This window comes from Campylobacter gastrosuis (assembly GCF_030249845.1).
GTDB lineage: Bacteria > Campylobacterota > Campylobacteria > Campylobacterales > Campylobacteraceae > Campylobacter_A > Campylobacter_A gastrosuis.
The window spans coordinates 10,527-36,902 of the sequence record NZ_JANURM010000017.1; the positions used below are offsets into that span (position 1 = coordinate 10,527).

General features: G+C 36.8%; 26 protein-coding genes and 1 pseudogene. 20 read left to right on the forward strand and 7 right to left on the reverse strand.

Annotated elements, in window-relative coordinates; translation table 11 throughout:
- Positions 1-3 precede the first annotated feature (3 nt).
- Genes cas6 through NYG85_RS09805 form a run of 6 tightly spaced genes read left to right on the forward strand, consistent with a single transcriptional unit; the run spans position 4 to position 5,209 of the window.
- Positions 4-780: a CRISPR system precrRNA processing endoribonuclease RAMP protein Cas6 gene (cas6, locus tag NYG85_RS09780; RefSeq protein WP_284938364.1), complete on the forward strand. Its 777-nt coding sequence runs from the start codon at positions 4-6 to the stop codon at positions 778-780.
- Positions 773-2,287 (forward strand): type III-A CRISPR-associated protein Cas10/Csm1, encoded by a 1,515-nt coding sequence (gene cas10 / locus NYG85_RS09785; RefSeq protein WP_284938365.1) that lies wholly within the window; start codon positions 773-775, stop codon positions 2,285-2,287. The genes cas6 and cas10 overlap by 8 nt, the downstream gene beginning before the upstream one ends.
- Entirely contained in the window at positions 2,284-2,727 is a 444-nt protein-coding gene (csm2, locus tag NYG85_RS09790; protein WP_284938366.1) for a type III-A CRISPR-associated protein Csm2, read from the forward strand. Before cas10 ends, csm2 begins: the two co-directional genes overlap by 4 nt.
- The gene (csm3, locus tag NYG85_RS09795) at positions 2,724-3,380 is read left to right on the forward strand and encodes a type III-A CRISPR-associated RAMP protein Csm3 (RefSeq protein ID WP_284938367.1); all 657 of its coding nucleotides are present in this window, start codon (positions 2,724-2,726) and stop codon (positions 3,378-3,380) included. Before csm2 ends, csm3 begins: the two co-directional genes overlap by 4 nt.
- A complete protein-coding gene (gene csm4, locus NYG85_RS09800; protein ID WP_284938368.1) occupies positions 3,367-4,251 on the forward strand; it encodes a type III-A CRISPR-associated RAMP protein Csm4 in 885 nt (294 codons plus the stop codon). Before csm3 ends, csm4 begins: the two co-directional genes overlap by 14 nt.
- On the forward strand, positions 4,241-5,209 hold the full coding sequence (locus NYG85_RS09805) for an RAMP superfamily CRISPR-associated protein (RefSeq protein ID WP_284938369.1): 969 nt from the start codon (positions 4,241-4,243) through the stop codon (positions 5,207-5,209). Before csm4 ends, NYG85_RS09805 begins: the two co-directional genes overlap by 11 nt.
- 162 nt (positions 5,210-5,371) lie before the next feature.
- Here the strand turns inward: NYG85_RS09805 and NYG85_RS09810 are convergent, their stop codons facing one another.
- The 4 genes from NYG85_RS09810 to NYG85_RS09825 form a co-directional block, all read right to left on the reverse strand.
- Positions 5,372-7,060 (reverse strand): methyl-accepting chemotaxis protein, encoded by a 1,689-nt coding sequence (locus tag NYG85_RS09810; protein ID WP_284938370.1) that lies wholly within the window; start codon positions 7,058-7,060, stop codon positions 5,372-5,374.
- Between the two features lie 184 nt (positions 7,061-7,244).
- On the reverse strand, positions 7,245-7,667 hold the full coding sequence (locus NYG85_RS09815) for a hypothetical protein (protein WP_284938371.1): 423 nt from the start codon (positions 7,665-7,667) through the stop codon (positions 7,245-7,247).
- A gap of 31 nt (positions 7,668-7,698) precedes the next feature.
- Positions 7,699-8,631 carry a ferrochelatase gene (hemH, locus tag NYG85_RS09820; RefSeq protein WP_284938372.1) on the reverse strand — a complete coding sequence of 311 codons (933 nt, stop codon included), beginning with the start codon at positions 8,629-8,631 and terminating at the stop codon, positions 7,699-7,701.
- The gene (locus NYG85_RS09825; protein WP_284938373.1) at positions 8,628-9,494 is read right to left on the reverse strand and encodes a Gfo/Idh/MocA family oxidoreductase; all 867 of its coding nucleotides are present in this window, start codon (positions 9,492-9,494) and stop codon (positions 8,628-8,630) included. Before NYG85_RS09825 ends, hemH begins: the two co-directional genes overlap by 4 nt.
- A gap of 113 nt (positions 9,495-9,607) precedes the next feature.
- Here NYG85_RS09825 and alaS point away from each other — a divergent pair, with 113 nt between their 5' ends.
- From alaS to NYG85_RS09865, 8 genes are all read left to right on the forward strand, one after another.
- Complete coding sequence (gene alaS / locus NYG85_RS09830; RefSeq protein ID WP_284938374.1) at positions 9,608-12,160, forward strand: alanine--tRNA ligase; 2,553 nt, start codon at positions 9,608-9,610, stop codon at positions 12,158-12,160.
- Positions 12,160-12,651 carry a 3-isopropylmalate dehydratase gene (locus NYG85_RS09835; protein ID WP_284938375.1) on the forward strand — a complete coding sequence of 164 codons (492 nt, stop codon included), beginning with the start codon at positions 12,160-12,162 and terminating at the stop codon, positions 12,649-12,651. The genes alaS and NYG85_RS09835 overlap by 1 nt, the downstream gene beginning before the upstream one ends.
- The gene (maf, locus tag NYG85_RS09840) at positions 12,651-13,196 is read left to right on the forward strand and encodes a septum formation inhibitor Maf (protein ID WP_284938376.1); all 546 of its coding nucleotides are present in this window, start codon (positions 12,651-12,653) and stop codon (positions 13,194-13,196) included. Before NYG85_RS09835 ends, maf begins: the two co-directional genes overlap by 1 nt.
- Positions 13,193-15,121: a transglycosylase domain-containing protein gene (locus NYG85_RS09845; RefSeq protein WP_284938377.1), complete on the forward strand. Its 1,929-nt coding sequence runs from the start codon at positions 13,193-13,195 to the stop codon at positions 15,119-15,121. Before maf ends, NYG85_RS09845 begins: the two co-directional genes overlap by 4 nt.
- Positions 15,122-15,205: 84 nt before the next feature.
- Positions 15,206-15,394, forward strand: coding sequence for a hypothetical protein (locus NYG85_RS09850; RefSeq protein WP_284938378.1), 189 nt, complete (start codon positions 15,206-15,208; stop codon positions 15,392-15,394).
- Complete coding sequence (locus NYG85_RS09855) at positions 15,330-15,731, forward strand: phosphatase PAP2 family protein (RefSeq protein WP_284938379.1); 402 nt, start codon at positions 15,330-15,332, stop codon at positions 15,729-15,731. Before NYG85_RS09850 ends, NYG85_RS09855 begins: the two co-directional genes overlap by 65 nt.
- Positions 15,732-15,795: 64 nt before the next feature.
- A complete protein-coding gene (locus NYG85_RS09860; RefSeq protein WP_284938380.1) occupies positions 15,796-17,343 on the forward strand; it encodes a phosphoethanolamine transferase in 1,548 nt (515 codons plus the stop codon).
- Between the two features lie 30 nt (positions 17,344-17,373).
- Positions 17,374-18,003 carry an FMN-dependent NADH-azoreductase gene (locus tag NYG85_RS09865; RefSeq protein ID WP_284938381.1) on the forward strand — a complete coding sequence of 210 codons (630 nt, stop codon included), beginning with the start codon at positions 17,374-17,376 and terminating at the stop codon, positions 18,001-18,003.
- Positions 18,004-18,066: 63 nt separating this feature from the next.
- Here NYG85_RS09865 and NYG85_RS09870 read toward each other — a convergent pair whose 3' ends face one another.
- Positions 18,067-18,318, reverse strand: coding sequence for a DUF2442 domain-containing protein (locus NYG85_RS09870; RefSeq protein WP_284938382.1), 252 nt, complete (start codon positions 18,316-18,318; stop codon positions 18,067-18,069).
- A 233-nt stretch (positions 18,319-18,551) separates the two neighbouring features.
- Entirely contained in the window at positions 18,552-18,884 is a 333-nt protein-coding gene (locus NYG85_RS09875; protein WP_284938383.1) for a cupin domain-containing protein, read from the reverse strand.
- Positions 18,885-19,082: 198 nt separating this feature from the next.
- Between NYG85_RS09875 and phsA the strand changes: the two genes are divergently transcribed.
- From phsA to NYG85_RS09905, 6 genes are all read left to right on the forward strand, one after another.
- Positions 19,083-21,362: a thiosulfate reductase PhsA gene (phsA, locus tag NYG85_RS09880; RefSeq protein WP_284938384.1), complete on the forward strand. Its 2,280-nt coding sequence runs from the start codon at positions 19,083-19,085 to the stop codon at positions 21,360-21,362.
- Between the two features lie 80 nt (positions 21,363-21,442).
- Positions 21,443-22,012, forward strand: coding sequence for a 4Fe-4S dicluster domain-containing protein (locus tag NYG85_RS09885; protein WP_284938385.1), 570 nt, complete (start codon positions 21,443-21,445; stop codon positions 22,010-22,012).
- Positions 22,005-22,931: an NrfD/PsrC family molybdoenzyme membrane anchor subunit gene (nrfD, locus tag NYG85_RS09890; protein WP_284938386.1), complete on the forward strand. Its 927-nt coding sequence runs from the start codon at positions 22,005-22,007 to the stop codon at positions 22,929-22,931. Before NYG85_RS09885 ends, nrfD begins: the two co-directional genes overlap by 8 nt.
- Positions 22,932-22,938: 7 nt before the next feature.
- Positions 22,939-23,607 carry a response regulator transcription factor gene (locus NYG85_RS09895; RefSeq protein ID WP_284938387.1) on the forward strand — a complete coding sequence of 223 codons (669 nt, stop codon included), beginning with the start codon at positions 22,939-22,941 and terminating at the stop codon, positions 23,605-23,607.
- Positions 23,608-23,635: 28 nt separating this feature from the next.
- Positions 23,636-24,730 (forward strand): sensor histidine kinase, encoded by a 1,095-nt coding sequence (locus NYG85_RS09900; protein WP_284938389.1) that lies wholly within the window; start codon positions 23,636-23,638, stop codon positions 24,728-24,730.
- A gap of 111 nt (positions 24,731-24,841) precedes the next feature.
- On the forward strand, positions 24,842-26,197 hold the full coding sequence (locus tag NYG85_RS09905) for a DUF8374 domain-containing protein (protein WP_284938388.1): 1,356 nt from the start codon (positions 24,842-24,844) through the stop codon (positions 26,195-26,197).
- On the opposite strand, the pseudogene NYG85_RS09910 reads toward NYG85_RS09905, so the two are convergent.
- Positions 26,189-26,376 (reverse strand): annotated as a pseudogene (locus NYG85_RS09910) (hypothetical protein); the annotation flags it as partial. The gene NYG85_RS09905 and the pseudogene NYG85_RS09910 overlap by 9 nt on opposite strands.

The following is a 26,376-nucleotide window of genomic DNA, read 5'->3' on the forward strand; positions in this document are numbered from 1 at the left end:
TTTATGAAAATTTGCAAGATTGAGATTAAAGCGTCTAGCAAACACAAGCCACCGCCGTTTATGGGCTTGGAGCTTAGAAACTCATTTGGCCTTGCATTAAAGGGCGTAAGCTGCATAAACCGCACCTACAAATGCAGCGGCTGTTTTGCCCTAAACGAGTGCCTTTATTACAAGCTTTACGAGCAAAAAAACGAATATAAAAAATTTAGATTTGACTTTTTGCTAAATCAAGAAAAATACGAATTTAATCTTTATATTTTTGATGAAATTTGCGATGATTTGCCCTACATTGTATCTGCTTTACAAATTATGCTAGATAGAATGAATAGAGATTTTCAAATTTTTATAAATGGGGTAAGTTGCAAAAAAGATGGCGTGATAAAACTACCAAGCAAAACTAATTTTACCCTTGATTTTAGCGGATACGCTAAGGATTTATCAGTAAATTTTCTAACTCCGCTACGGATTAAAAAAGATGGCGTTTTTTCAAAAAACATTGACATAAACGATATTTTAAACTCAATTTCAAAGCGAAAAGCAGATATTTTTGGCATAAATGATAAATTTTTAAAAATCCCAAACAGCAAAGCAGAGCTTAATTTTAAAATTTTAAACGTTAGAAATAGTGCTTTAAGACTTGGCGGATTTTTAGGGCAAATAAGCCTTAACGGACTTAGTTTTGAAAATTTTAGCCTTTTAAGGCTTGGCGAGATTATAGGTGTTGGCAAACAATGTGTTTATGGACTTGGCAAAATAAAAATGGAGTGTAAAAGTGAGTAAATTTAACGATTATTTTAGCAGTGATTTTAAGGATTTAGCACCAGATTTACTTGATATAAACGCACTTTTATGTGATGAAATGTATCTTGTAAGTGGCGATTTTTACGGCATACAAAAGTTTATTTTTGATAATTTAGCGACAAAAAACGCTACCAAAGTTTTACGTGCAAAGTCGGCATTTTGTGAGCTTTTTACAAACGTATTAGCACAATTTATCTGCCATAAATTTCAAATAGACACCAAGCATATTTTATCCTGCACGGCTGGTAAATTTGAGATTTTAACGCCAAAATTTAGCCTAGAAATTTTTAACGAAATCAAAAGCGAGATAGATAAATATTTTATTAAAAATTTCTTTGGCATTAGTGGCATTGGACTTGTTTGTGTTGCGTGTAAAAGAGGTGATTTTTTAGTTTCAAGCAGATACAAGGCTTTAAGAGATGAAGTAAGCAAGGCCATTGAAGCTCAAAAATTTAAAAAATTTAGCCTAGCTACGCAACCCCCAGTGCTTAGCTATGATAAAAGTATTACAAATCAAACCTTATGCAAAATCTGCAACACAAGAAAAATTTCAAAAAACGAAAAGTGCGAGATTTGCGACACCTTCGTAAAACTTGGCGAAATTTTAGTAAGCGATAAAAACGAAATTACAAGCGATGAGCTTGGCATTGACTTTTTTAGCACCAAAATCAAACTAAGCGAGAGCATAAAATCATACGTTTTAAAGCTTGGATACGAAATCGCTGATTTTAGCGAGCTAGCCACAAGAGTAAACGGCGAGAACGCCATAGCCGTGCTAAAAGCCGATGTGGATAATATGGGTAACTTCATAAAAGATACCGATGTTACCGAGAATTTTGCAAATTTTGACACATTTTCAAAGAGCATAAACAACTTCTTTTCGCTATACATACCACGAAAAATGAAAGAGCAATACCCTGATAGCTACACGATTTTTGCCGGTGGCGATGACCTGCTTTTGGTTGGTAGCTACGATAAGATGATAGAGCTTGCCATTTTTGTAAGGCAGGAGTTTTTAAAATTTGTAAAAAACAAACACCTTACAATTTCATTTGGCATAGTTTTAGCAAAACCCTCAGTGCCAATTAGCTACCTTGCAAATGTCGCTGAAAATTTACTTGAAAGCTCAAAAGAGCTTGAAAATAAAGACGGCATAAGTATGTTTAACGAGAGCGTAAAATGGGATAATTACATAGATGTAAGAGAGCAGGTTTTATCGCACTTTGATGAGTTTAAACAGCACATTAACACCGCATTTTTATACCGAATTTTAGAGTTTTGCGATATGAGCAAAAAAGTTGATGATGACATAAAAAACACAATGTGGCGTTCAAAGCTAAGTTACAGCTTTTATAGAAATTTTGAGCAAGTAAAAGATGAGCAAAAAGAAAAAATGCTCTTAATGCTAAATAATCAAATTAAAGAAAATCCAAAGGAGATGAAAATGGTCGTATGTGAATATATCTATAAAAGGAGAGAAAAATGAGTGATTTACACAAAAAACCCAGCAACCATCAAAATCGCAGTAATCAAAACCAGAACAACCAACAGCCACAAATTCCACTGCCACAAATCGTGCTTGATTACAAAAAGGACAAAGAGCTTTTAAACCAAACCGCAGAAAAAACAGCAAACGCAATCTCAAAGATGACGTCAAATCAAATTCGCAATTTTTACGACTACGTTTTAAACCTAAACGAAAGGGCAAACAGCGAGGATTTTGATGAAATTTTACCTTTTGTAAAGATGCTAAACTCAAAAGTGGCTTACTCAAAAGGCAAAGGAAACGCAGACCAAAATTTTGTGCAAATGATAAAAAAATGCATTGAGCAGGTCAATACAAAAGATGATTTAAACGTTTTTAAACTCTTTTTTGAAGCAGTTTTAGGTTTTTATAAAAACAAGGAGAAGGAGAAAGAAAGATGAAAATTGTAACACTAAGCGGACAGATAGAAATTTTAAGCGGACTTCACATAGGCGGTGGCGATGATGTGATGAAAATCGGTGGCATTGACTCTGGCGTCGTAAAAGACATAAACACAAACAAACCATACATACCGGGTAGTTCACTAAAAGGCAAAATAAGAAGCCTTTTAGAGTGGGATAATCGTCTTGTAGCCTACTCGGGCGGACAGCCTTTTGGCTCTGATTTGTTTGATAAAATCCCAGAACCAAGTAAAAAACAAGCGATTAATTTGCTTAAAATCTTTGGCGACAATAGTGCAAAAAAAGACACCGGCATTACAAGGATAACATTTAGCGACTGCTTTATTAGCGATGATAGCAAGGACTTAAAGCTAAGCGAAGCAAAATACGAAAACGTAATTGATAGGCAAAAAGGCACGGCAAGTAACCCAAGGCAGATTGAGCGTGTCCCAGCTGGTGTGAAGTTTGATTTTAGTTTAAAGCTTAAAATTTTTGATGAAAAAGAGCCGTTTGATGATAACGAAAACGAGCTAAAAGCAATGGTTGAAAAAGGCATAAAACTTTTAGAAAACGACTATCTTGGCGGTAGCGGTTCAAGGGGTTATGGCAGGGTGAAATTCCTAAATTTGGAGTGGAGCGATGAAACTTTATAAAACGACTATCACGCCCATTTCAAGCTTTGCAACGCCATTAAAGGGCGATACGTTATTTGGTCAGATTTGCTGGGCGATAAGATATATTTATGATGAAAAACGGCTAAATTCTTTGCTAAAAGAGTATGAAACAAAGCCGTTTTTAATCGTTTCAGACGGCTTTACAAGCGGTTACTTACCAAAGCCAACTATGCCAAGCTCACTTTTAGGCGAGGACTTAAAGGATAAAAAAGATAACCGCAAAAAAATTTGGCTAACTCAAAATGATTTAGAGCGTGGCAACTTTAAAAACGCAAAAAAGAGCAGTGAAATAAACGAAGCAACAGCACAAACAGCGACCATAAAAAACGCAATCAACTACCTAAAATTTAGCACCGATGATAGCGGAGTTTTTTCGCCTTACGCCGTTATAGAAACTAGCTTTGGCAAACAAGATATCTATTTTTTGCTAGATGAAAATTTTAGTGTTGATGAGCTAAAAAAGGCACTAAAATTAGTAGCGATAGGCTATGGCAAAAAGGCAAGTGTCGGCAAGGGGCATTTTAGCTTTGATGAAATTACGCAAGTTAGCTTTAAAAACGAAGCAAAGGCGTTTATGACGCTTAGCCCGTGTGCTTTTTATGGTGGCGATTTTAGCCAGTGCTACTACGAGCCATTTACTAGATTTGGCAAACACGGCGGAGCGTTATCTAACACAAACCCCTTTAAAGCGCCGCTACTTCTAGCCGATACTGGTGCTGTCATCACTTATGAAAAGCCGTGCGTGAAAGACTACATAGGCAGGGCGATTAAGGGGCATTCAAGCCACGAAAACGCCGTTCATCAAGGTTATAGCATCGTAATTGCAACGGAGATTTATAATGCAATTTAAAAAATACAAAATCAAACTAACACCAATAAGCCCAATACACATAGGCACTGGCGATTTTTATTTGCCGATAAATTATGCAATTAATAAAATTGAAGTTTATAAAGGCAAGTATAAGTATTACCTATACGCTTTTGATGAAATTTTATTTTTTAAAAGTCTGCCAGAAAAAGATAAGTTGGAATTTAGCAAACTATTAAATGACGCATCAACACTAGGTTTATTAAAAACACAAAAATTTGTTAAAGAAAAAACTATTATCGCTAGAAAAATAGCCTATAAAAAGATAGTCGTTTCAGAAAGTGTTGCAAATGATTATTACGAAAAAATCGGTAACTTTGTGCAAATAGAAGACAAAACAATAAATCAAATGATGATAGAAAAAACCTACACTTCGCCAAATCTAAATAAAGCCATAATCCCGGGTAGCTCGCTAAAAGGAGCGATATTAACGGCACTTGGCAAAGACCCAGTAAAAGAAGAAAAGGGCATAGATTTTTTACGTATATCTGATAGCAAAACTGAAAATTCTAGCACATTTATAGATAAAGCTCAAAATATAAAACGAGAATACAATAAAAATGGAGTGTCAAAACTAATGGAGGCTATTTCTGCAAAAAGCGTATTTGAAACAACATTTGATTTAGCAGATAAGTTAATGATTGATGATATCATCAAAGCGTGCAATAAACACTATTTACCTATATTTAAATCACAATTTAGCTATGAAACCGATAAAAATACAAGGGCAAATTTAAAGCCAATATTTATTGAAAACTATGAAAATTTCACCCCAAACGAAAATCAATTTTTAGTGCGTATCGGCAAACATAGTGGCAACAGAGCGGTTACAATAGATAGCACAAACAAAGAAACCACAGACAACAAAAACGAAGAAACCACAACGTGGATCATAAACAAACAACCATTTGGTTGGCTTTTGTGTGAAATTTTAAATTAAGTCATCAGATATTTTACATAAACCGCTACCGATTTTTTGTATTATTCTTTTGTCAAATTTTGCAAAACCGCTAACGACACCTTGTATCGTTAGCTTTTTATCGGTTGGACATCTTGCGTAAAACCACTAACGATATCTTAATATCGTTAGCTTTTGTTTTACTTATGTCCTAAACTCCCCAAGTTTCGCATTTAGTGTGTCAGTCATCTTGTTTAGATGCTCAGCAGCCGATGCTATTTCTTCTACGCTTCTTGCGTTTTCGGTTGAGATTTGATTTATGTTATTCATACCGCTTGTGATACTATCAATGTTTTTGCCAGTTTGGATATAGTCCTCCACGTTTTTATCAGATAGCTTTATGGCTTCGCCAATAGCCTTACTCATCACTTTTATGGTGTTCTCTACATTTGAGGCGACCTTTGTTAGCTCACCGATTTGTTTTGAGTTTTCATTCATCTTTGTGCTTGATTCAGTGATTGCTTGAACGATTACATTTATGGTCGCATTTATCTCAGTTAGGCTCTTTTGTGTTCGCTCAGCTAGCTGTCTTACTTCATCAGCGACAACGGCAAATCCCCTGCCGTGCTCGCCAGCTCTGGCTGCTTCAATGGCAGCGTTTAGAGCGAGTAGATTTGTTTGATCTGCGATATCATTGATTACAACAAGGACTGATTTTACCTGCTCGGCATCTTTGCTTAGCTGATCAATCTTATTTGCCATATCGTATTCGGTTTGAGCGGTGTGAGTTATTTCAGCACTTAGCTCAGCTATGGCTTTATTTGCCTCTTCAATGTAATTTGTCGCCTTTTGTAAATCATCCTTGCCTTTCAGGGCAGTTTCAATTGAAATTTTCATATTTTCTTGGATATTTTGGCAGTTTTGCGAAGTGCTTGTTACGATTGAAGTTGAGTCCTCAACCCTTTTGCCAGTTTGAAGCGAGGTTGAGCTTAGCTCGTTTGCTATTGATGAGTTTTCGCTTGAAAGGTGCTTTGCGTCGTTTATCAGCACTCTTACTTTTTCTATGAAATCATTAATCGCAGCGCTTGCTAGGGCAGTTTCATCTTTGCCATTTACTTCAAGTTTTCGTGTTAAGTCGCCATCTCCACTTGAAAGGTTTCTAGCACGTGAGATTAGCTGGTTTAGGGGTTTTGAGATTGATTTTGCGGTGTAGAAAAACGATAAAAGTAGCGATAAAATCGTAACTCCAATCGCCGTTAAGATAAAATTTACAAGCTTATCGTTTGCTTCTTTTTCGCTCTTAGCTGAGGCCTCGTTTGCCCTTTCATAAACATCATCAATCCCAGCCGTGATGATTAAAATCACTGGTTTGCCTTCAAGCACGATTTTTTGGGAGTTTGCGATGACATTGTTCTCCTTGCCACCCACGTTTCTAACGTAGCCTACATACTCCTCTTTGTCGCTAGTTCTAATTAGCTCTTTTATAAATTCCTTGCCATTTTTATCTTTTTCATTAATTTTAGTCGTGCCGACCCATTCAGGTCTTTCTTGATGCAGTAAAAACACACCATTTTCATCGGTGGCAAAGACGTAACCAGCGTCATTTGCACCAAATCTGACATTTTTTAAAAATTTAAAAACATCATCTGTAATAACCCCCTCTGGCTCGTCAGCCCGCTCGTATTCTTTGCTAATTTGATCAATAAAATCGGTAACTATATCAAGCTCCTCGCTTAAAGCTACCTTTGTTTCTGAAATTGCTGCTTCAATAATGCCATCTTTTTGGGCTAAAATCATACTCTTAGTCATAGAATTTATTAAAAAAACCAAGATAAGAAGCAGTGAGAGCAGTGCTAAAAACATCATCGTTAAAACTTTGGTTGAAATTTTCATAATTTATCCTTTTTGTTAAAAATTCATTTTTGATTATAATAAAAAAATTAAAATTTCAAAATCGTTTTTTTTTTTTTTGTTTTTTTGCGTTTTTTATTTGTTTAATGTGGCTTAAAGTGCGATTTTAACGCACTTTAAAGAGTGTGTAGAAAAGTAACACTAAATTTTGTTTGAAGTTTTAAGACTAAATTTTACTCATCAATTCGGCTAAATTTATAAAAGTGCCATCTCTTTTTAGGTTGTTTTGGCGTTCGTTTATGGTGTTATTTTCACGCTCGTTTAGGCTGTTTTCATACTCGCCTAAAAAGCCCTTTAAAAGGCTGCTAAGTCTTGATTTTTCAAGGCTGTCTTTGTTTTTATCATCAAGTCCTAAAATTTTTTCTAGCTCGGCTTGTTTTGTAGCTAGTTTTTGTGCTATTTTATCCTCGTTTAGCTTTGATAAATAGCCACTTGCACCGACTTTTGAAAGCTCTTGTTTGAAATTTTCAATCTCGTTTGAAGTGATTTTTTTATTTAAATTAGCGTTTAAAATTTCATCAAAATTTGTAGCAGTTTTTTTAGTAGTTTTTGCCGTTTCGTTTAATATTAATTTATTTTCTATTTTCATTTTTGCCCCTTTTTAGGGCTTTAAGCAAAAACTATTCCTTAACGTAATCTAGGATAAAATTTACAAACTCATCGCTGTCATTTGGGCATTTTACAACCCTGAAAAACTCAAAATTTAGGCTATTTGCAAGGTGTTTATACTCTATATCAAGCTCAAAAATCGTCTCTGAGTTATCAATGCAAAACGAGAGCGGATAAATTAGGGCTTTTTTGCTTTCTAGCCCTGATAATACGCTATTTAGCGAAGGTTCAAGCCACTTTACTGGACCAAGTCTTGACTGATAAGCTAGGATAATCTCTTTAAAAAATAGATTATTTTCGTTTAGTTTTTGTTTTAAAATTTCTATCTGTGTTAGGACATTCATCTCGTATAAATCGCCATTATCAATCACTCTTTGTGGCAAAGAGTGAGCCGAAAAAATCAGCGAAATTTCGCTAATATCAGCACCCAAACTAGCCATTTTAATATCATTTACAATCAAATCGTTAAAGTCGCTATCATCGTAAAATGGTTTAACAACCATTACATTTGCATTTAAACTAAGCTCGTTGTAAGCTCTAAAAAAGTCATTCACGCTTGAAGTAATTGTCGTAACCGAGTGATGAGGATATAGTGGCACAAGCACGATTTGAGCGACATCTTGATACTTTTTTAGGACATCTTTTGTAAATGGCGGTGTGTAGTTCATCGCAAAATCAACCAAAAACTCATCACTAGCCTTTAAAATTTTTGCACAAAGTCGCTCTGTAATCTCGCAAAGTGGCGATTTTGAGCCGATTTGTGCGTAGTTTTGTCTAGCTTGTTTTAATCTCATTTTGGTTATAAAAGAGGCTAAAATTTTACGCAAAAAGTTATTTTTTACGCCTAAAATAAATGGGTCGTTAAACATATTTTTTAAAAAAATTTCAATTTCATTTAAATTTCTAGGGCCACCCATATTTAAGAGCAAAATCAACTTTTTCATACAAACAACTCTTTAATCTTAATCATCTCATCAAGCGATACAAGCCCCAATTTCTCGCCATTTTGCATAAATTCATAAAAATTTTCATAGAGCATTTTTATCTCGCTATCATCGCTATTTACCTTTAAATTTATCTGCCCATTTGGGTTTATTTGATGAAGTTTAAACGAAATCATATCGGCAAAATATACGCCACTGCTCGTGCTAACTCGTATGTTAAAGCCTAAAATTGGGCTTGAAATTGAGTTTATTATGCTTATTAGGATTTGATTTTTGGTTTTAAAGTTTATGTGGGTGTTATTTATTTGATTATTTTTGCTTAAAAAAGCGTATGAAAAGCCAGAATTTTCGCTGTTTGTGATGAATTTTGCCAAATAAATATCAAAGACACAAAGTCCGCTAATAATGTCCCTTTTTACGTTAAAATCGGTGTGAAAAATATCAACGCTGTAAATTTCATCATCACGGCAAATCGCCCTTTTTAGCGATGTTATCGTTTGATTAAAGATTGAGTTAAACGCCAAATAGACATTTATTTTATTTACATTTGCATTGTATTTAATCTCTCTAATGTCGTTTATGCTTTTAAAAATCGGCGTTGCTATGATGATATTTTTTACAAATTTCACGCACTCATTAAACGTGGCTAAAATTTCACTCTCATCAACGCAAATAACGATGATTTCGGGCTTTGCTTCATCTATGAATTTAGAAAAATCGCCATAAATTTCAACCCTGCTAAACTCACTAGCCCCATCTTTATCATAAATCCCACAAACGTCAAATTTATTTAGTCTTCTAAGCTCGCTATAATGTGCCTTGCCCACATCCTTAAAGCCTACGATGCCGATTTTTAGCTTCATTTGACGCCTTTTTTGAAATTTCTTGGTATTATAAACGTAATCAACTCAAAAATACCTAAATTTAAAGATTTTTCGCTAAAATCTAGCATTTTTAAATTTATATAGGATAAACGATGAAAAATTTAGACGTTAGACAAGCATATCTTGACTTCTTTAAATCAAAAGGACACGAGGTCATAGCCTCCGCTCCGCTCGTGCCAAACGACCCTACGCTTTTATTTACAAACGCCGGTATGGTGCCGTTTAAGAGCATTTTTACTGGCGAAGTCCCACGCCCAAATCCGCCTATTCGCACCAGCTGTCAGACCTGCATTCGTGCTGGCGGTAAGCACAACGACCTTGATAACGTAGGCTACACCGCGCGTCATCACACATTTTTTGAGATGCTTGGCAATTTTAGCTTCGGCGAGTATTTTAAAAAGGACGCTATCGCTTACGCTTGGGAATTTGTTACGCAGGTGCTAAAACTACCAAAAGATCGCCTTTACGTAACCACTCACGAAAGCGATGACGAGGCCTATGAGCTGTGGCAAAAGCACATCGCAAAAGAGCGAATTTACCGCTTTGGCGATAAGGATAACTTCTGGGCTATGGGCGATACTGGACCTTGCGGGCCTTGCTCTGAGATTTTTTACGATCAGGGGGCAGAAAATTTCACGTCCGATGAGGATTATATGGGTGGGGATGGCGACCGCTTTCTTGAAATTTGGAATTTAGTATTTATGCAGTTTGAACGCTCAGCTGACGGCACTATGACGCCACTGCCAAAGCCATCAATTGACACCGGTATGGGCTTAGAGCGAGTAAGTGCGATAATGCAGGGCAAATTTAGCAATTACGACAGCGATCTTTTTATGCCTTATATCAACGAAGTGGCTAAAATTTGCGGCAAACCTTACGAATACGCAACTGGCGCGAGTTATCGCGTCATAAGCGATCATATCCGCTCGGTTACATTTTTACTAGCACAAGGGACAAATTTTGACAAAGAAGGTCGTGGCTACGTGCTTAGACGCATTTTACGCCGTGCCGTTAGACACGGATATTTGCTTGGCATTAAAGAGCCGTTTATGTATAAGCTAGTTGATAAGGTTTGTGAGCTTATGGGCGGACACTACACCTATTTAAACGAGAAAAAAGAGAGCGTAAAAGAGCAAATCAGGCTTGAAGAGGAGCGATTTTTAGCCACTATCGCAAGTGGTTTGGAGCTATTTAACGCCGAACTTGCCAAAACCGATGAAATTTTTAGCGGAGATGTCGCATTTAAGCTTTACGATACCTACGGCTTCCCGCTTGACCTTACGGCTGATATGCTAAGAGATAAGGGATTTAGAGTGGATGAGGGGCGTTTTGAAACGCTTATGATAGAGCAAAAAGCACGCGCGAAAGCGGCTTGGCGTGGCAGTGGCGATAAAGGCACGAAGGGCGATTTTAAGGCGCTTTTAGAGCGTTTTGGAGAGAATGAATTTATTGGTTACGATACATTAGAGAGCAACAGCAAAATTTTAGCCCTTTTAGATGAAAATTTCAAAGAAGTAAGCGAACTTAACGCAAATCAAAGCGGTTGGGCTATGTTTGATAAGACCCCATTTTACGCGCAAAGTGGCGGTCAAAAGGGCGATAGTGGCGAGATTGTAAATTTTGCTGATGTCCTTGATACGCAGAAATTTCACGGACTAAATTTATCGCAAATAAACACCAAAAAACCACTAAAAATAGGCGAGAGCGTGAGTCTAAAAGTAAGCAGTGAGCGAAGCGAAATAGCGCGTCATCACAGCGCCACGCACCTACTTCACGCCGCTTTAAGAAAAATTCTAGGCTCTCATATCGCGCAAGCTGGTTCAAGCGTAGAAGCGACTAAGCTTCGCTTTGACTTCTCGCACCCAAAAGCGCTTACAAACGATGAGCTTACTAAGATTGAAAATTTCGTAAATGAAGCTATCGCAAATGGTGCTACTGCAAAGACTGAGATAATGAGTATAGATGAGGCGAAAAACAGCGGAGCGATCGCACTTTTTGGCGAGAAATACGATGAGTTCGTAAGGGTTCTTAGTCTTGGCGATGTTAGTAAGGAGCTTTGCGGCGGCACGCACGTTAAAAACGTAAGCGAAATTGGCGCATTTTTTATCGTAAAAGAGAGTGGCGTGAGCGCTGGGGTTAGGCGTATTGAGGCGATTTGCTCAAAATCAGCCCTAAAATACGCACTAAATTTAAGAGATGAGTTAAACTTGCTAAAAGATGAGCTAAAAAATGCCCAGCCACTTGAAGCAGTTAAAAAGCTTAAAGGCGAGATAAAAACCCTAAAAGATGAGCTAAAAAATGCAAGTAATAATAAGGCTATAAATTTAAGCGAAATTAACGGCGTAAAAGTAGCGGTTGAAGTGGTAGAAAACGGCGATATAAAGGGCATTATTGATGAGATTAAAAACGTAAATGAGAGTGTTTGTGTGATGCTAATTCAGCCAAAAGATGAGAAAATCACAATCGCTGCCGGGGTTAAAAACGCAAAAATAAAAGCTGGCGAGTGGGTAAAACTAGTCGCTCAAATTTTAGGTGGCAACGGCGGTGGGCGCGATGATTTTGCGACCGCTGGTGGCAAAGAGATAGGCAAACTTGGCGAAGCAAAAGATTTTGGGATGAAATTTATAAAAGAGAAGCTGTCTTAATGCAAGGATATGATATCGCATTTGCCAGACTTGGCTATTTTATGCCGTTTTTACATATCACTTTTGTGATATTTTTTGTCGGTTTTCAATCTGGTTTTTGGTTTTTATTTCGCTACTTTTTAGATGAAAACAGCAAGGCAAAATTTTACGCAAAGACGCTAAATGTGCTTAGAAATTTCATCATTGCGATTTTTGTGTTTTTAGCACTAATTGCAATTACTGGACTTTTAATCGGACAAAGCGATGAGCTAAAATCAGCCGACCCAATGGCGAATGCAATCCTAGCCACAAAATACACCCTTTGTGGCTTTTTAGCCCTAAATACGGCGTATATGTTTTACTGCTACACAAAGGCGTTAAGGGCGTTTAGGGGCGATGAGATGATTGAGTGCTTTGAGAATATTCTTGTAATCGCTAGGTATTTTATGCCCCTAAATTTGGTAATTTCGCTGGTGGCTACATATCTTGGCGTGGCATACAGGGGCTTTTAGTGATAAATTTAATCTCAACCTCGCCAACAAGAGCAAAAATTCTAGCCGAAAACGGCATTAAATTTAACCAAATCGCCTTTGATTTTGATGAGAGTGTGGTCTTAAAAAACACCACGCCGACAAAATACGTCTTAAACGTAGTTAAGGCAAAAAAAGAGCAGTTTTTAGCCGCCCAAAAAGAGCTTACAAACCTGCTTTTTGCCGATAGTTGCGTGGTTTGTGATGGCGAAATTTTAGGCAAAGCAGTAAGCAAGGAGCACGCAAGAGCTATGCTAAATAAGCAGAGCGATAACTTCGCAAGTGTCGTAACTGCAATGATATTTTTATCGCCAAAATTTGAGCTTATTGCCACTAGCACGACCACGTATAAATTTGCAAAATTTGCACAAAATGAGATTGAGCGATACCTAGAAAGTGGCGAGTATATCGGTAAGGCTGGGGCTATGATGGTTGAGGGGTTTAATAAAAACTACATTTTAAGCCAAACTGGCACGACAAATAATGCCAGAGGGCTAAATTTAGAGCTTTTAAGGGCATTTTTATGAGATACATTTTGATTTTTTTCTTTATTTGTGCTGCGATTTTTGGTGGTGCGTTTTTTTATGTTTATTCACAAATTCGCTTTAACGCCTACGACATAATTGATTACAAACCAAAGCTAACGACGCAAATTTTTGACAGAAACAACGAGCTAATCGCAAATGTATTTGAAGAAAATCGCCTTTACGTTGAGTTTAACGACATACCGCCACGAGTGATTGAGGCGCTTGTTGCCATTGAAGATACTAGCTATTTTGAGCACGGCGGAGTAAATTATGAGGCGATAATTCGTGCGATTATTAAAGATATTAAAGCTAGAAAATTAGTTGAAGGCGCTTCAACACTAACCCAGCAACTCGTTAAAAATTTAGCCCTAAGTAGCGAGAAAAAAATAGAGCGAAAAATCAAAGAGATTGTGCTTTCAATCAAGCTTGAAAACGAGCTGACAAAAGAGCAGATTATTGAGCGTTATTTAAATCACGTCTATTTTGGACACGGATATTACGGCATAAAGACCGCTGCTATGGGCTATTTTAGAAAAAATTTAGATGAGCTTAGCCTAAAAGAAATAGCCATTCTTGTGGGCTTGCCAAAGGCACCAAGCTCGTATGATCCTACAAGGCACCTTGATTTATCGCTAGGACGCGCAAATAGGGTTTTAGAGCGAATGCATACAATCGGCTGGATAAACGAAGATGAATACAAAAAAGGCACACTTGAAGAGCCAGTGGTTTTTGACGATACGCTTAGTAAAAACAAAGCCCCTTATGTCGTTGATGAGATCATAAAAGAGCTTTCAAAAAAATATGATGATATAAAAACTGGTGGCTATAAAATAGTAAGCACAATTGATTTAGAAGTGCAAAAAATGGCTTCTGATGCCCTAAATTACGGCTACAATGAAATTTTAAAACGTGATAAAAATGCAAATACAGCCGTGCTAAATGGTGCAATAGTCGTAACCGAGCCAAAAAGTGGCGAAATTTTAGCTCTTGTTGGCGGAGTTGATTACGCCAAAAGTAGCTATAACAGAGCCACACAAAGCAAACGCCAGCCTGGTTCTAGCTTTAAGCCATTTATCTATCAAATCGCCCTAAATAACGGCTATTCAGTCGTTTCATCGGTAGCTGACGTATCACGTAGCTTTGATATGGGAAATGGCAAAGAATGGACGCCAAAAAACTACGGCGGCGACTTTTCAGGCTACATCACAATGAAAACAGCCCTTACAAAATCAATAAACCTAGCAACTATAAATTTATTAAACGATTTGGGGCTAAATTTAGTCAAAAAAGAGCTAACTCGTTTTGGTTTTGAAAATATCCCTGAAAATCTCTCAATCGCACTTGGTAGCTTTGGAATTTCGCTTGTTGATTTTGCAAAACTCTACTCAATTTTTTCAAATGACGGCGAAATCGTAAGCACAATTTTAATTAAAAGTGTAGAAAATCGTTATAAAAATTTATTAAAATTTGAGCCAACTAAAACTCAAATAAATCCGCCAGAACAGAGCTTTTTAATGACATCAATGCTGATGAATGTCGTTGAAAACGGCACTGGCAGAAATGCCAAAATTCCGGGCATTCAAATCGCTGGCAAAACCGGCACGACAAATAACAATATTGACGCTTGGTTTTGTGGCTACACGCCAGATATTCAAGCGATTATTTGGTATGGCAATGATGACAATACGCCGATGAAAAAGGTTGAAGGTGGTGGCAGAACAGCAGCACCGGTTTTTCGTATATTTTTAAGTGAATACATAAAACATTACCCAAATATGCGTAAGAATTTTATGCAACCAGACGGCGTTTATCGTGGCAGATTTAATGGTAGCGATGAGTTTTACACAGATGAAAGTCCGCTGCCAAACAGCGATAATCAGCAAAACATAATGCAAGAAGCAGATGATAGCGGATTGATATTTTAATTTTACATAAACGCAAGAAAGGAGAAAAGATGAAAGAGTAAAAACAAAAAACAACTAAGAAAAAAACTTTAAAAAGGAGAAAAGATGAAAAAACTAATTTTAACGCTGTTTGCATTTGTAAATTTTAGCAGTGCAAACGACACAGAAAAAGTAGGCGATATCGTTCAAATCGTAGTCCCAGCATACGCTTACGCCCTAAGTGCGTATAATGACGATATGGGGGGGGGTAGGACAGCTCACACTAGCCTTACTCTCTACACAAGCAACTACTGAAATCCTAAAACGAACAATCCAAGAAAAACGACCAAACTACAAAGAGGGTGATAAAAAGCACTCATTCCCCAGCGGACACGCAGCCGGTGCATTTAGCGGTGCAACATACATACATAAACGTTACGGCTTAGAACAAGCCCTACTTCCTTACGCTTTGGCTACTTTTGTAGCTTACTCACGAGTTGATGCAAGAAAACACTACATTCACGATGTCGCTATGGGTGCTGGTATCGCTGCACTTTGGACGTGGGTTTTTGTAGATGAAAAAGAAGAGCCAAAAGTCGCACTAAACTACGTAAAAGACGGCTTAATGCTCTCATACAAAAGCAAATTTTAGCCTAGACGAGAGAGAAATCTCTCGTTTGATTAAAAGGATATAAAATGAAAGAACTTTTATACTTATGGCTAAAAATCTTAGCTTTACAAAATTTCTAGCCCTGTTTTTAGCCTATTTGCTTTTTGTAAATTTCGCCTTTTTTAAGGGCGTTTTTGATGGATTTTTAGAGCAAAACTCGCCTATCTTTTCGGCATTTTTTACCATTGTTTTAGCGGTTATGCTTTTGTCAATTCTTTGTGTGGCTATCTGCTTGTTTTTCGTGCCATTTTTATTAAAACCACTTGCCGTTTTGGCTGTTTTAATCTCATCAACTAGCCTATTTTTTATCCTAAAATATGGCGTGATAATTGATAAAGATATGCTACTAAATGTCTTTAATACCGACACAAAAGAGGCATTTAGCTATTTTGGTTTTGACCTTATTTTTGCCCTGATTTTTGCTGTCATTTTGCCAATTGCCTTTATAATTTTTGCTGATTTAAAATATGAAAATTTCAAAACTGAGCTAAAAAATAGAGCTAAAATTTGCTCACTTTGCCTTGCGGTTTTTGCTCTAATTTTTGCGTTAAGCTCAAAAATTTTTATACCATTTTTTAGAGAACATAAAGAGCTTAGATTTTATACTTTACCATTTTATCCAATATATTCAAGTGTTAAACTATACAAAATTTTAACCCAAAAACCATTGCCATTTTTAGACATAGCAAACAACGCCACAATAGATGAAGCAAAAAAGAAAATTTTCGTGCTTGTCGTTGGCGAAACGCAAAGAAGTGCAAACTACTCGCTAAATGGCTACACTAAAAATGATACAAATTTTTACACGAAGCACCAAAATATCGTGAGTTTTAGCCAGTTTTACTTGTGCGGGACCTCTACGATAGTTAGTGTGCCTTGTATGTTTTCTGATTTAAAAAGGGCAGATTATGACGCTAGGATTGCAAAATCAAGGGCAAATTTGACCGATTTTACGCAAAAAGTCGGCATTAAAACACTTTGGTTTGATAATAACAGCGGTGGTTGTCAAGGCGTGTGTGAGAGAGTAAAAAATGTCATTGATCTGCGTGCTGTAAGCTATGATGATGAAATTTTTAACGAGGCAAAAAATCTCATAAAAACCACCGATGAGAGCGTTTTTATCGTGCTTCACGTGCAAGGCTCACACGGACCAGTTTATTTTAAAGGCTATCCAGATGAGTTTAAGAAATTTCGCCCGACCTGCGACACGGCAGAGCTAAACAAGTGCGATTTTAACACTATTTTAAACACCTATGATAACACCATTTTATATCAGGATTTTTTACAAAACGAGCTAATAAACGCCCTAAAAGAGCGTGAAAGTGAGTTTGAAACGGCGATGTTTTTTCTTAGCGATCACGGCGAGAGTCTTGGCGAAAACGGCATTTACTTGCACGGACTGCCCTACGCTATCGCTCCAAACGTGCAAAAACACGTCCCAGCAATCATTTATTTAAGTGATAAAACCACTCTAAATAGACTAAAAACGATAAAAGATAAAGAGCTAAGCCACGACTATGTTTTTAGCTCGGTTCTTGGATTTTTTGGTATAAAAACGAAATTTTACGATGAGAAATTTGATCTTTTTAAGTAAAATAAGCGTTTAAATTAAAAAAGGATAAATATGAAAACACTTATCATAAATTCTCATCCATTTATGAGCCAAAACTCATTTTCAAAAATACTTCTTGATGAGTTTTGTGCTAAATTTTTAGAGAATTTTAGCCAAAATGAGTTAGAAATTTTAACGCTAAAAGATGAGTTTATACCACGTTTAGATAGCGATATGCTAGGCGTTTTTACAAAAGGCGAGAATTTAAATGAGCGTGAGATTAAGATAAAAAATCAAATGAATAGATTAATGGAGCAATTTTTGGCTTCAAAGAGAATCGTTATCGTTATGCCTATGCTAAATTTTAATATCACTTCTCAATTTAAAGACTATATGGATAATATTTTAATCCCGCAAAAGACCTTTAAATACGTTACTGGCGGTTCAGTCCCGCTCCTTACTGACGGCAGAAAGGTGCTACTTTTGCAGTCAAGCGGTGCGATTTACACGGCAAACGACCGCTACACGCCGTTAGAATTTAGCCACAATTACATTAAAGAAATGTTTATAAATATGATGGGTTTTGATAGTTTTAAGATTATTAGAGCGCAAGGCACGGCAGTTTCTAGCATAGATAAAAATGAGCTAATAAAAACAGCAAAGAGCGAATTGGACGCATATTTTAGCGAGTTTTACGCATAAATTTTACAAACGCCAGAGATTTTGGCGTTTGTTTTCTTAAAATGTAACGACTATTTTTAAATTTTAAGATACTTTTTTAGAGATTTTTTGGCTTTCTAGCATAGAAATTATGCTTAAATGATAGTCTAAACTCTCCCACTCAATGCCAGTGCCACCACAGATAAATTGATAGTTATTTAGCTCTTTTAAACTTGCCTCTTGAAGTGGCTTATACCACGCCATTGGAGTGCCTATAACCCTACCATCATCAAGCTCAACAAAAAGCAAATCATCACTAAAACGCACCTTTTTGCCCTTAATCGCTAAAATATTCATCCCAAGTCCTTTTTGCTCTCATTGAATGTGTTTTGGTTCGTGCTCGTTTGAATAAAAGAAAAATTTAAACCCATTAAGTCTTAAAATGGTTGGCATTTTTGACCCTAAATTAAATATTTTTATAATCATATATATTAAATGTTTTAAATGTGCTTAAATCAAAAGTTTTTAGCGTGGATAAAATTTTACAAACGCCAGAGATTTTTGGCGTTTGTTTTCTTAAAATGTAACGACTAGGACTTTAAAACCCCAAAAACACGGCTGACATCATCGTTTTTGCTTAGACTTAAACGCACAATGCTATCTTTTAAAGCCAAAAGCGAGTGAGGCACATTTGCATCAAGAGTAATCATATCAAGCTCGTTTAATTTAACCAAATTTTCATTAACGCTAAAATCAATCTCGCCACGAAGCACCTGTACCATTATGGCTCCGGGTGCTTTATGCTCTTTCATCACAGCTCCCTTTTCTAGGCGTATTCTTATCTCTTTTACGCCACCCATTTCGTGAATTTTATCAACCAAAACTCCATTAAATTCACTGCTTTGCCAAGTAAATGTTTGCATTTTTTCTCCTTTGAAATTTTAAAAAATGATAGTTAAAAAGCGTGAAATTTTCATTGATTAATGTTAAGGATTTTGATAAAGGTTTGCAGTTATTCTTAAAATTTAAACTAAAATTTTTATTTAAGCTTACTTTGACTACAAATTTACATTAGTGTTGTAAAATTAACACAAATCAAATATTTTTAAAAGGGAGAGAAAATGGATATTTCAAGACGAAATTTTTTAAAATCCACAGCAGCAGCTGGTGCGATTAGTGCCTGTATCACGCCCGGCTCGCTTGCTAGTGTGGGCGCAAAGGCGTTAAATGGCAGCGAAAATTTCACGCCTAGCTTTTGTGAAATGTGTTCAACTCGCTGTCCGATTGAAGGGCGTGTGGTTGATGGCAAAAATGTATTCATTCAAGGCAACAAAAAAGCCGGCGGCACGGCTACATCGGTCTGTGCTAGGGGTGGCAGCGGACACAATCAGCTTTATGACCCAAAACGCATAGTTAAGCCACTAATTCGTGTCGGAGAGCGTGGAGAGGGTAAATTTAGAGAAGCTAGTTGGGACGAGGCGCTTGATTTAGTTGCGACAAAAATGCAAGAGATTAAGGATAAATACGGCGCAAAGAGCTTTATTTTTAGTGCAAAATCAAGCCAAACGCATAAATTTATGACAAATTTTGCTTCAAGCTACGGCTCTCCAAACTGCTTTTCGCACTTTTCTTGCTGTCCGATAACCTACCAAATGGTCTGCCAACATATGTATGGCGACTCAAAGCTAAAAAGGGACTTTGGCAACGCAAAATATATCGTAAATTTCGGACACAATCTCTTTGAGGGTATAGTTATCTCTGACGCAAAAAAACTAGCAAAATTTGCCGATAAAAAGGATACAAAACTGCTAGTTTTAGAGCCAAGATTTAGCGTGGTGGCTGCAAAGGCTGATGAGTGGCTGCCGGTGCGTCCTGGCACTGATATTGCCTTTGTTATGGCATTAATTCACACTTGGATTAAAAACGACACTTATGATAAAGAGTTCATTGAGAATTTCACAATCGGCTTTGATAAGGTCATTCGTGATACAAAAGATACCACGCCAGAGTGGCAAGAGGCGATTACTGGCATTAAGGCTGATGATGTTAGGCGAATCGCTGATGAAATTTACAAAGCTGCCCCACAAGTCATCATTGACTTTGGACACAAAACCACCACAACAAGGGCTGAATATATGAGAACTCGTGCCATTATGGTCGCAAACGCTATGATGGGCAACTGGGAGAAAAAAGGCGGTCTTTTTAGCGGTAAAAACGCAAAAACCTACAACAAACTAATCGGCGAAAATTTAATAGATGAGCTAAGCAACCCAGATAAGGAGTTTAAAGTCCCAAAAGAGAGCAGGATTGACTTTGCTGGTGAGGATGGCAAGCACAAATTCGTAAGTCGCTCACACGGCGTTTTAATGGATATCCCAACGGCGATTTTAAGCGAAAAACCATATCCAGTTAAGGGCTGGTTTAATATTCGTTTTAATCCATTTATAAATGTATCTGAGCCAGTTAAAACCCAAGAGGCACTTAAAAAGCTTGATTTTATCGTAGTTAGCGATATTTATATGCACGATATGGGGCTTTATGCGGATGTGTTTTTACCTGAAAGCACATATTTAGAGCGTGATGAAAATATTGAAGATAAATCAGGTCAAAAACCAGCCTATATGATACGAAATAAAATCGTTGAGCCAATTGGCGACACAAAAGATGCCGCTAGCATTTTTAGAGAGCTTGCAAGGCGTTTAAAGGTAGATGAGCTTTATAAATGGAGCGATATTCGTGAGTTTAGAATGGCACAAGCAAAGGGCAATGTAGAGCTTCTAGCCAAACTTGAAAAGGACGGCTATGTAAATTATGATGTGCCGGGAATTTTATTTAGAGAGAAAAGTAGCGTTGAGAAATTTGTAAAACGCTTCCCACAAACTGCCCAGTATGTCGGCGAAAACGGCTTAATGGATAGTCAAGCAAAGCTAAAAACAAAGAGCGGTAAGATTGAGCTATTTAGCGAAGATGTGGAGAAAATGTTTGAGGGTTATGGTTGTTTAAACACAAAAGATATTGACGTTTTTGAGGGGCACGAGCTTTGTTTAATGAGCGGTAAAACGCCAATTCACACAAACGGACACACTCAAAATATACCATTTTTAAATGATTTAATGAGCGACGCTCCGATTTGGATTCATCCAAAAGCCGCTGCAAAAAGGGGTTTAAAAGACGGCGACAGCGTGATTTTATCAAACAAATACGGCAAAGAAAAGGGCAAAATAATGCTAACCGAGGGTATTAGAGAAGATACGCTATTTATCTACCACGGATTTGGACACCTAGTGGATAAAAATGCCCCAAGAATCGGCACAAACGATAGCATTTTGCTAAATCCAGCCGAAGGACCAGTGGCTGCTACAATGGTAACAAATGTCGGCGTTGATATCGCAAAGGCGTGAGAATTTAGGCGTAAAAACAAAAAAGAGAGGCGGTATTATTTTATAAATTTAAAATAATATCATTATAGAAAGGTAAAAAGATGAAAAAATATTTAATGATCCACGATGAAAATTTATGTATCGGCTGTCAGGGTTGTAGCATTGCGTGTAGGAGCGAAAACGCCGTGCCAAGCGGACTTTATAGACTTCAAGTGCATACAAAAATGAGCGGCAGCTTCCCAAAGCTAAAAATGGACTTTTTACGCCATAGTTGCGTTATGTGTCAGGACGCACCCTGCGTTGATGTTTGCCCAACTGGGGCTAGTTTTAAAACAGCTGACGGCGTTACTTTGCTTGATAATAAAATTTGCGTTAGCTGTAAATACTGCATTTTAGCCTGTCCTTACGACGCTAGGTTTGTCCTGCCAGACGGCAATATCGGCAAATGCACGTTTTGTTATGAAACTCGCCTAGCAAAGGGCGAAGACCCAGCCTGTGTGAGCGTCTGCCCGACTGACGCCTTAATCTTTGGCGACGCAAACGATGAAAAATCAGCCGTTAGCAAGTATTTAAACGCCAAAAAAGATGGAATTTACTATCCAAAAGAGGAGCTTAAAACCTACCCTCGCTTAGCAATGGTAGCAAACAAAAAAGGGGGATACAATGAATAATATGTGGGGTTCAATGGCACAATTTGACGCCATTTACTGGCCGTGGCCAATTGCGATTTATCTGTTTTTAGCTGGACTTTCAGCTGGCGCTATGATGGTAGCAGTTATTCAAAACTGGCGTGGTAAAAACGACGCTTGTTTTAAAGCAGCAGCGATTTTAGCACCACTTACCATAAGCGTGGGACTTGTGCTTTTGGTGCTTGATTTAGGCAAACCGCTTGATTTTTACTGGATTTTATTAAAGTATAATTTTACCTCTGTTATGTCGCTTGGCGTGGCACTTTTGCTAATTTACACGCCACTAGCCTTTATTTACGCCGCTGTTGCGTTTAAAGATAGTGCGGTATTAAGTGCGTTTAAGGGGCTTTTAGCTAAAATCGCCACTTGTGGATTTTTAAAATTCATTGAGATTTTGTTATTCGTTTTAGCTATCGGCGTGGGGGTTTATACTGGATTTTTACTAAGTGCGGTTAGTAAAATTCTGCTTTGGAGCAATCCAATCTTGCCGATACTATTTTTAGTTTCAGGGTTTAGTTCAGGTGTAGCAGCTAGTGTGCTTTGTGGCATTTGGTTTTTTAATGCCAGTGTTGATAAGCACTCGGTATCTTTGCTTTTAAGACTTGACCTTTTTGCCATTGTTTTTGAGGCGATTTTAATTGGCATTTTATTTGCCTTTGTTTCATCAAATGGCGTAAGTGGAGTTGAGTTTGTTAAAAATGCACTTAGCGTTGGCGGACTTGCTACGATGTTTTGGGTAGGTGTTGTTGTCGTTGGCTTAGCGATGCCTATTTTAATAGACTTAATCGCCCTTAAAAACCACGCTTACAAACCTAGTGTGATAGTTTTAAACACACTTTTGGTGCTTGTTGGCGTCGTGCTTTTAAGGTGTTACATAGTCTATGCAGGACAAATTTTATAGGATATAGATGAAAATTTTACTCTTAGAAGATGAGCTTGAATATCAAGAGAGCGTGAGTGAGTATCTCACCTCTCTTGGTTATGAGGTTGATGCGGTTGGGGATGGCGTTGCTGCTTGTGATAAGATAGCAAGTGGCTTTTATCATCTTTTTATACTTGATATTAAGGTGCCAAATATCAACGGATTTGAGGTTATAAAATACATAAAAAGCCTAAATATTGACACGCCAATTATGATTATGACCTCGCTTGTGGATATTAACGATATGGCGATAGGATACGAGCTTGGTTGCAATGAGTATCTTAAAAAGCCATTTGAGTTAGCCGAGCTAAAATTTAGAGTTGGCGAGCTTATGAGAAAGTATTACAGCGTTGATGATAAGAGCGTGGTTTTATTAAACGGCGATTTTAGCTTTAATACAAATAAAAGAACCCTGCTTAAAAACGGCTCAATGATTGATTTAAGCGCAAAAGAGCTTGAATTAGTTGAGTATCTAGTAAGCAATCTTGACGCTTACGTAAGCATACCAGAGCTAAAAGAGCAGGTTTGGGAGAATAAAGACATTGAAGAGGCGGATATCCGTATGCACGTGCTAAAAATTCGCAACAAAACTTCAAGTGAATTTATAACATCAAAAAGAAGAATCGGCTACAAAATAGATGCCAAAAAAGTTTAAAATTCCAATTTTAGCGTGTTTGGTGATAATGGTTCTTTTTGTTGCAAAGAGCATTACGACCTTTGGGCTAATTGAGCAAGACGACACGCTAAAAAGCCTTTTTCAAATCATAAAATTTGAAGAGAAAGTAAAACAGAGCTTTATTGAGCAAAAATTCCTGCCAAACTCACTCATCTTTAAATACGCAATCTATGATGAAAACGGCACAGAAATTTTCTCAAATCTGGCTAAAAAACCCAGCGATTTAAAATTCGTAACCCTAAAAGATGATGATACTTTGTTTTATAAAGATTTCTTTTTTATTAATAAAACTCCATATTTTTTAATCATCTCACAAGAAATTTCAAGCCGCCGAAATCTTTTTATCATCACTTTAATGCTTACTTTTACCTTTATTTTAGTCGCTTTTGTGCTTTATCTTTCGTATCTTGCTAGCATTAAACCCTACCAAAACGCACAAAAATATATGAATAACTTCTTTAATGACGCTATGCACGAGCTAAAAACTCCGCTTGGTATCGCTGGGATAAATTTAGAGATGCTTGGCATTGAAAACAAGCAGACAAAACGGATAAAAAACGCCCTAAAACAGATGCAAATAACCTACGAAGACATTGAGTATTATATAAAACGTGGCTATATCATCTTTCCAAACGAGATAATTGATCTAAGCGAATATCTCATTGAGCGTGTGAAATTTCTGCTCTCAATGGCTGACGCTAAGCGTATGAAGGTCGTTTTTGATGATATTGACAGGGGCGTAAATATCGTAATGAGCAAAATGGCACTTCAAAGAGTGATAGACAACACAATCACAAACGCCATAAAATACAGCCCACAAGATAGCCAAATCATCATCAAACTAAAACGTCAAGATGATGGTATCGCCATATTTAGCGTGCAGGATTTTGGCTGTGGGATTAAGGATGTCAAAAAGGCGTTTAAGCGATATGAGCGTGAGAATTTAGCACAAGGTGGCTTTGGACTTGGACTTAGCATAGTTTCTGATATCTGCGAAAAATACAGCATTAATTACGATGTAAAGACCAAACTAAATGAAGGCAGCACGTTTTTTTATAAATTTCACATAGCAAAGCTTGATTTTACGAAGGTGAAAGAGTAAAATTTGCTATAAACAAAAATAAATCTTAAAAAATTAAATTAATATTTCTTTCTAATATCGTTTTTTTTTTTTTTGATAATATCAAGCCCAAAACGCTTAAAAAGAGATATTATGCAAAGACACCTTCTAGAAAATAACAACGTAATTTACGGCGAATTAAACGGGCATACAAATTTTAAATACAACTTTATCGGTAAAAACAACATATTATTTATATCTCAAAATTGCAAGATTAAAAATTCAAACATAAACTTTTGTGGTGACAACGCCCTTGTATTTTTAGGAGATGGCGTAAATATATTAAATATCAGTCTAAACAGCCAGTGTGTATTTTATACTGGTAACAACAACTACTATAATCCGAGTGGGCAAAGAACACTTATGCTATCTGAGCGTAAAAATATAATTATAGGCAATGACAATCTGTTTTCTAGTGCAATTTGGTTTAGAAATGCCGACCCGCATTTAATTTATGATGCCAAAACAAATAAACGCATAAATCAAACCAAGAGTATCTACATAGCAGACCACGTTTGGGTGGGTCAAGAGGTGGCATTTTTAAAGGGGTGTTTTGTCGCTTCTGGTGCGATAATAGGCACTAGAAGCGTGGCGACAAAAATGTATTATTCAAACACCATTAACGCTGGCAGTCCAGCAAAACAGATAAAAAGCGATATTTTTTGGCTAGGTAACTGCGTGCATAACTGGGATGAAAATATGACTGAAAAATTTAATCACGTCTTAAAAGATGACTTTAAATACAGCTATGATAAATCTGAATTTCTCTCGCCAAAAGCCATTGAAGAAAGGCTTGAAGCCCTAAATAGCCCCTATGAAAAGCTTGAATTTGTCTATGATGCTTTGTATTGCAATAAGAACAAAAATCGTTTTGCTTATTTTAAAGATTGCCCTTATGATTTAGAGTTGCCCAAGTTTAAATCTATGTTTAAGGATTTAAAATTTCAAGATACTGCCTTTAAAACAACCCCGCCACCACCAACGCTACAAGATGAGATAAATCGCTTAAAAAAAGAGACAGATGAGATAAGGCAAGAATTACTTAAAACCAAGACCGAGCTAAAAAATAAAAACAATGAGCTTAATACCCTAAATTTCACTCTAAATAACGGCACGGCTAAGCTTAGAATTTATAATCAACTAAACTATAAAATAGGCAAAGCCATAGCACAAAACAAAAAAAGTCCGCTAGGCTACATAAAGCTACCATTTATTTTAAGCTACATACACAATGAACACAAAAAAGACCAACTTACCTATCAGGATAAAATCAAGAAAAATCCAAAATTAGCCCTGCCAAAACTGCAAGATTATCCAGATTACAAAGAGGCTTTAAAGATAAAAGATAGCCTTGAATACAAACTAGGCGAAGAGTTTATAAAGGCTAGTAAAAACTGGTATAAGGGTGGATTTGTGAAATTTATGTTTAGTGCTAAAAAGTTAAAATAATTTTAAATTCATAAAAATATAAAGTGGGTTAATATCCCACTTCTTAGTCCTTGCCGTTGGCTCTTTAAACACTGAAAGCTTTACGTTGCTATCTCTGCCAAGTCCTAAAAGGGCGTATTCTATATCTAACTTATGCTCTTTGGCTGCTTTTGAAATTTCGTGTTCTAGCTCTTTGCCAC

Excerpts from the sequence above, each read along its gene's own strand:
- NYG85_RS09845 (WP_284938377.1), top strand. The coding sequence starts at position 13,193 with ATGAGATACATTTTGATTTTTTTCTTTATTTGTGCTGCGATTTTTGGT.
- NYG85_RS09860 (WP_284938380.1), top strand. The coding sequence starts at position 15,796 with ATGGCTAAAAATCTTAGCTTTACAAAATTTCTAGCCCTGTTTTTAGCC.
- NYG85_RS09855 (WP_284938379.1), top strand. The coding sequence starts at position 15,330 with ATGACGATATGGGGGGGGGTAGGACAGCTCACACTAGCCTTACTCTCT.
- NYG85_RS09875 (WP_284938383.1), bottom strand. The coding sequence starts at position 18,884 with ATGCAAACATTTACTTGGCAAAGCAGTGAATTTAATGGAGTTTTGGTT.
- NYG85_RS09905 (WP_284938388.1), top strand. The coding sequence starts at position 24,842 with ATGCAAAGACACCTTCTAGAAAATAACAACGTAATTTACGGCGAATTA.
- nrfD (WP_284938386.1), top strand. The coding sequence starts at position 22,005 with ATGAATAATATGTGGGGTTCAATGGCACAATTTGACGCCATTTACTGG.
- NYG85_RS09870 (WP_284938382.1), bottom strand. The coding sequence starts at position 18,318 with ATGAATATTTTAGCGATTAAGGGCAAAAAGGTGCGTTTTAGTGATGAT.
- csm4 (WP_284938368.1), top strand. The coding sequence starts at position 3,367 with ATGAAACTTTATAAAACGACTATCACGCCCATTTCAAGCTTTGCAACG.
- NYG85_RS09815 (WP_284938371.1), bottom strand. The coding sequence starts at position 7,667 with ATGAAAATAGAAAATAAATTAATATTAAACGAAACGGCAAAAACTACT.
- cas6 (WP_284938364.1), top strand. The coding sequence starts at position 4 with ATGAAAATTTGCAAGATTGAGATTAAAGCGTCTAGCAAACACAAGCCA.
- hemH (WP_284938372.1), bottom strand. The coding sequence starts at position 8,631 with ATGAAAAAGTTGATTTTGCTCTTAAATATGGGTGGCCCTAGAAATTTA.
- NYG85_RS09835 (WP_284938375.1), top strand. The coding sequence starts at position 12,160 with ATGCAAGGATATGATATCGCATTTGCCAGACTTGGCTATTTTATGCCG.
- NYG85_RS09810 (WP_284938370.1), bottom strand. The coding sequence starts at position 7,060 with ATGAAAATTTCAACCAAAGTTTTAACGATGATGTTTTTAGCACTGCTC.
- NYG85_RS09865 (WP_284938381.1), top strand. The coding sequence starts at position 17,374 with ATGAAAACACTTATCATAAATTCTCATCCATTTATGAGCCAAAACTCA.
- NYG85_RS09895 (WP_284938387.1), top strand. The coding sequence starts at position 22,939 with ATGAAAATTTTACTCTTAGAAGATGAGCTTGAATATCAAGAGAGCGTG.
- NYG85_RS09825 (WP_284938373.1), bottom strand. The coding sequence starts at position 9,494 with ATGAAGCTAAAAATCGGCATCGTAGGCTTTAAGGATGTGGGCAAGGCA.
- NYG85_RS09805 (WP_284938369.1), top strand. The coding sequence starts at position 4,241 with ATGCAATTTAAAAAATACAAAATCAAACTAACACCAATAAGCCCAATA.
- csm2 (WP_284938366.1), top strand. The coding sequence starts at position 2,284 with ATGAGTGATTTACACAAAAAACCCAGCAACCATCAAAATCGCAGTAAT.
- NYG85_RS09885 (WP_284938385.1), top strand. The coding sequence starts at position 21,443 with ATGAAAAAATATTTAATGATCCACGATGAAAATTTATGTATCGGCTGT.
- phsA (WP_284938384.1), top strand. The coding sequence starts at position 19,083 with ATGGATATTTCAAGACGAAATTTTTTAAAATCCACAGCAGCAGCTGGT.
- NYG85_RS09850 (WP_284938378.1), top strand. The coding sequence starts at position 15,206 with ATGAAAAAACTAATTTTAACGCTGTTTGCATTTGTAAATTTTAGCAGT.
- alaS (WP_284938374.1), top strand. The coding sequence starts at position 9,608 with ATGAAAAATTTAGACGTTAGACAAGCATATCTTGACTTCTTTAAATCA.
- csm3 (WP_284938367.1), top strand. The coding sequence starts at position 2,724 with ATGAAAATTGTAACACTAAGCGGACAGATAGAAATTTTAAGCGGACTT.
- NYG85_RS09900 (WP_284938389.1), top strand. The coding sequence starts at position 23,636 with ATGGTTCTTTTTGTTGCAAAGAGCATTACGACCTTTGGGCTAATTGAG.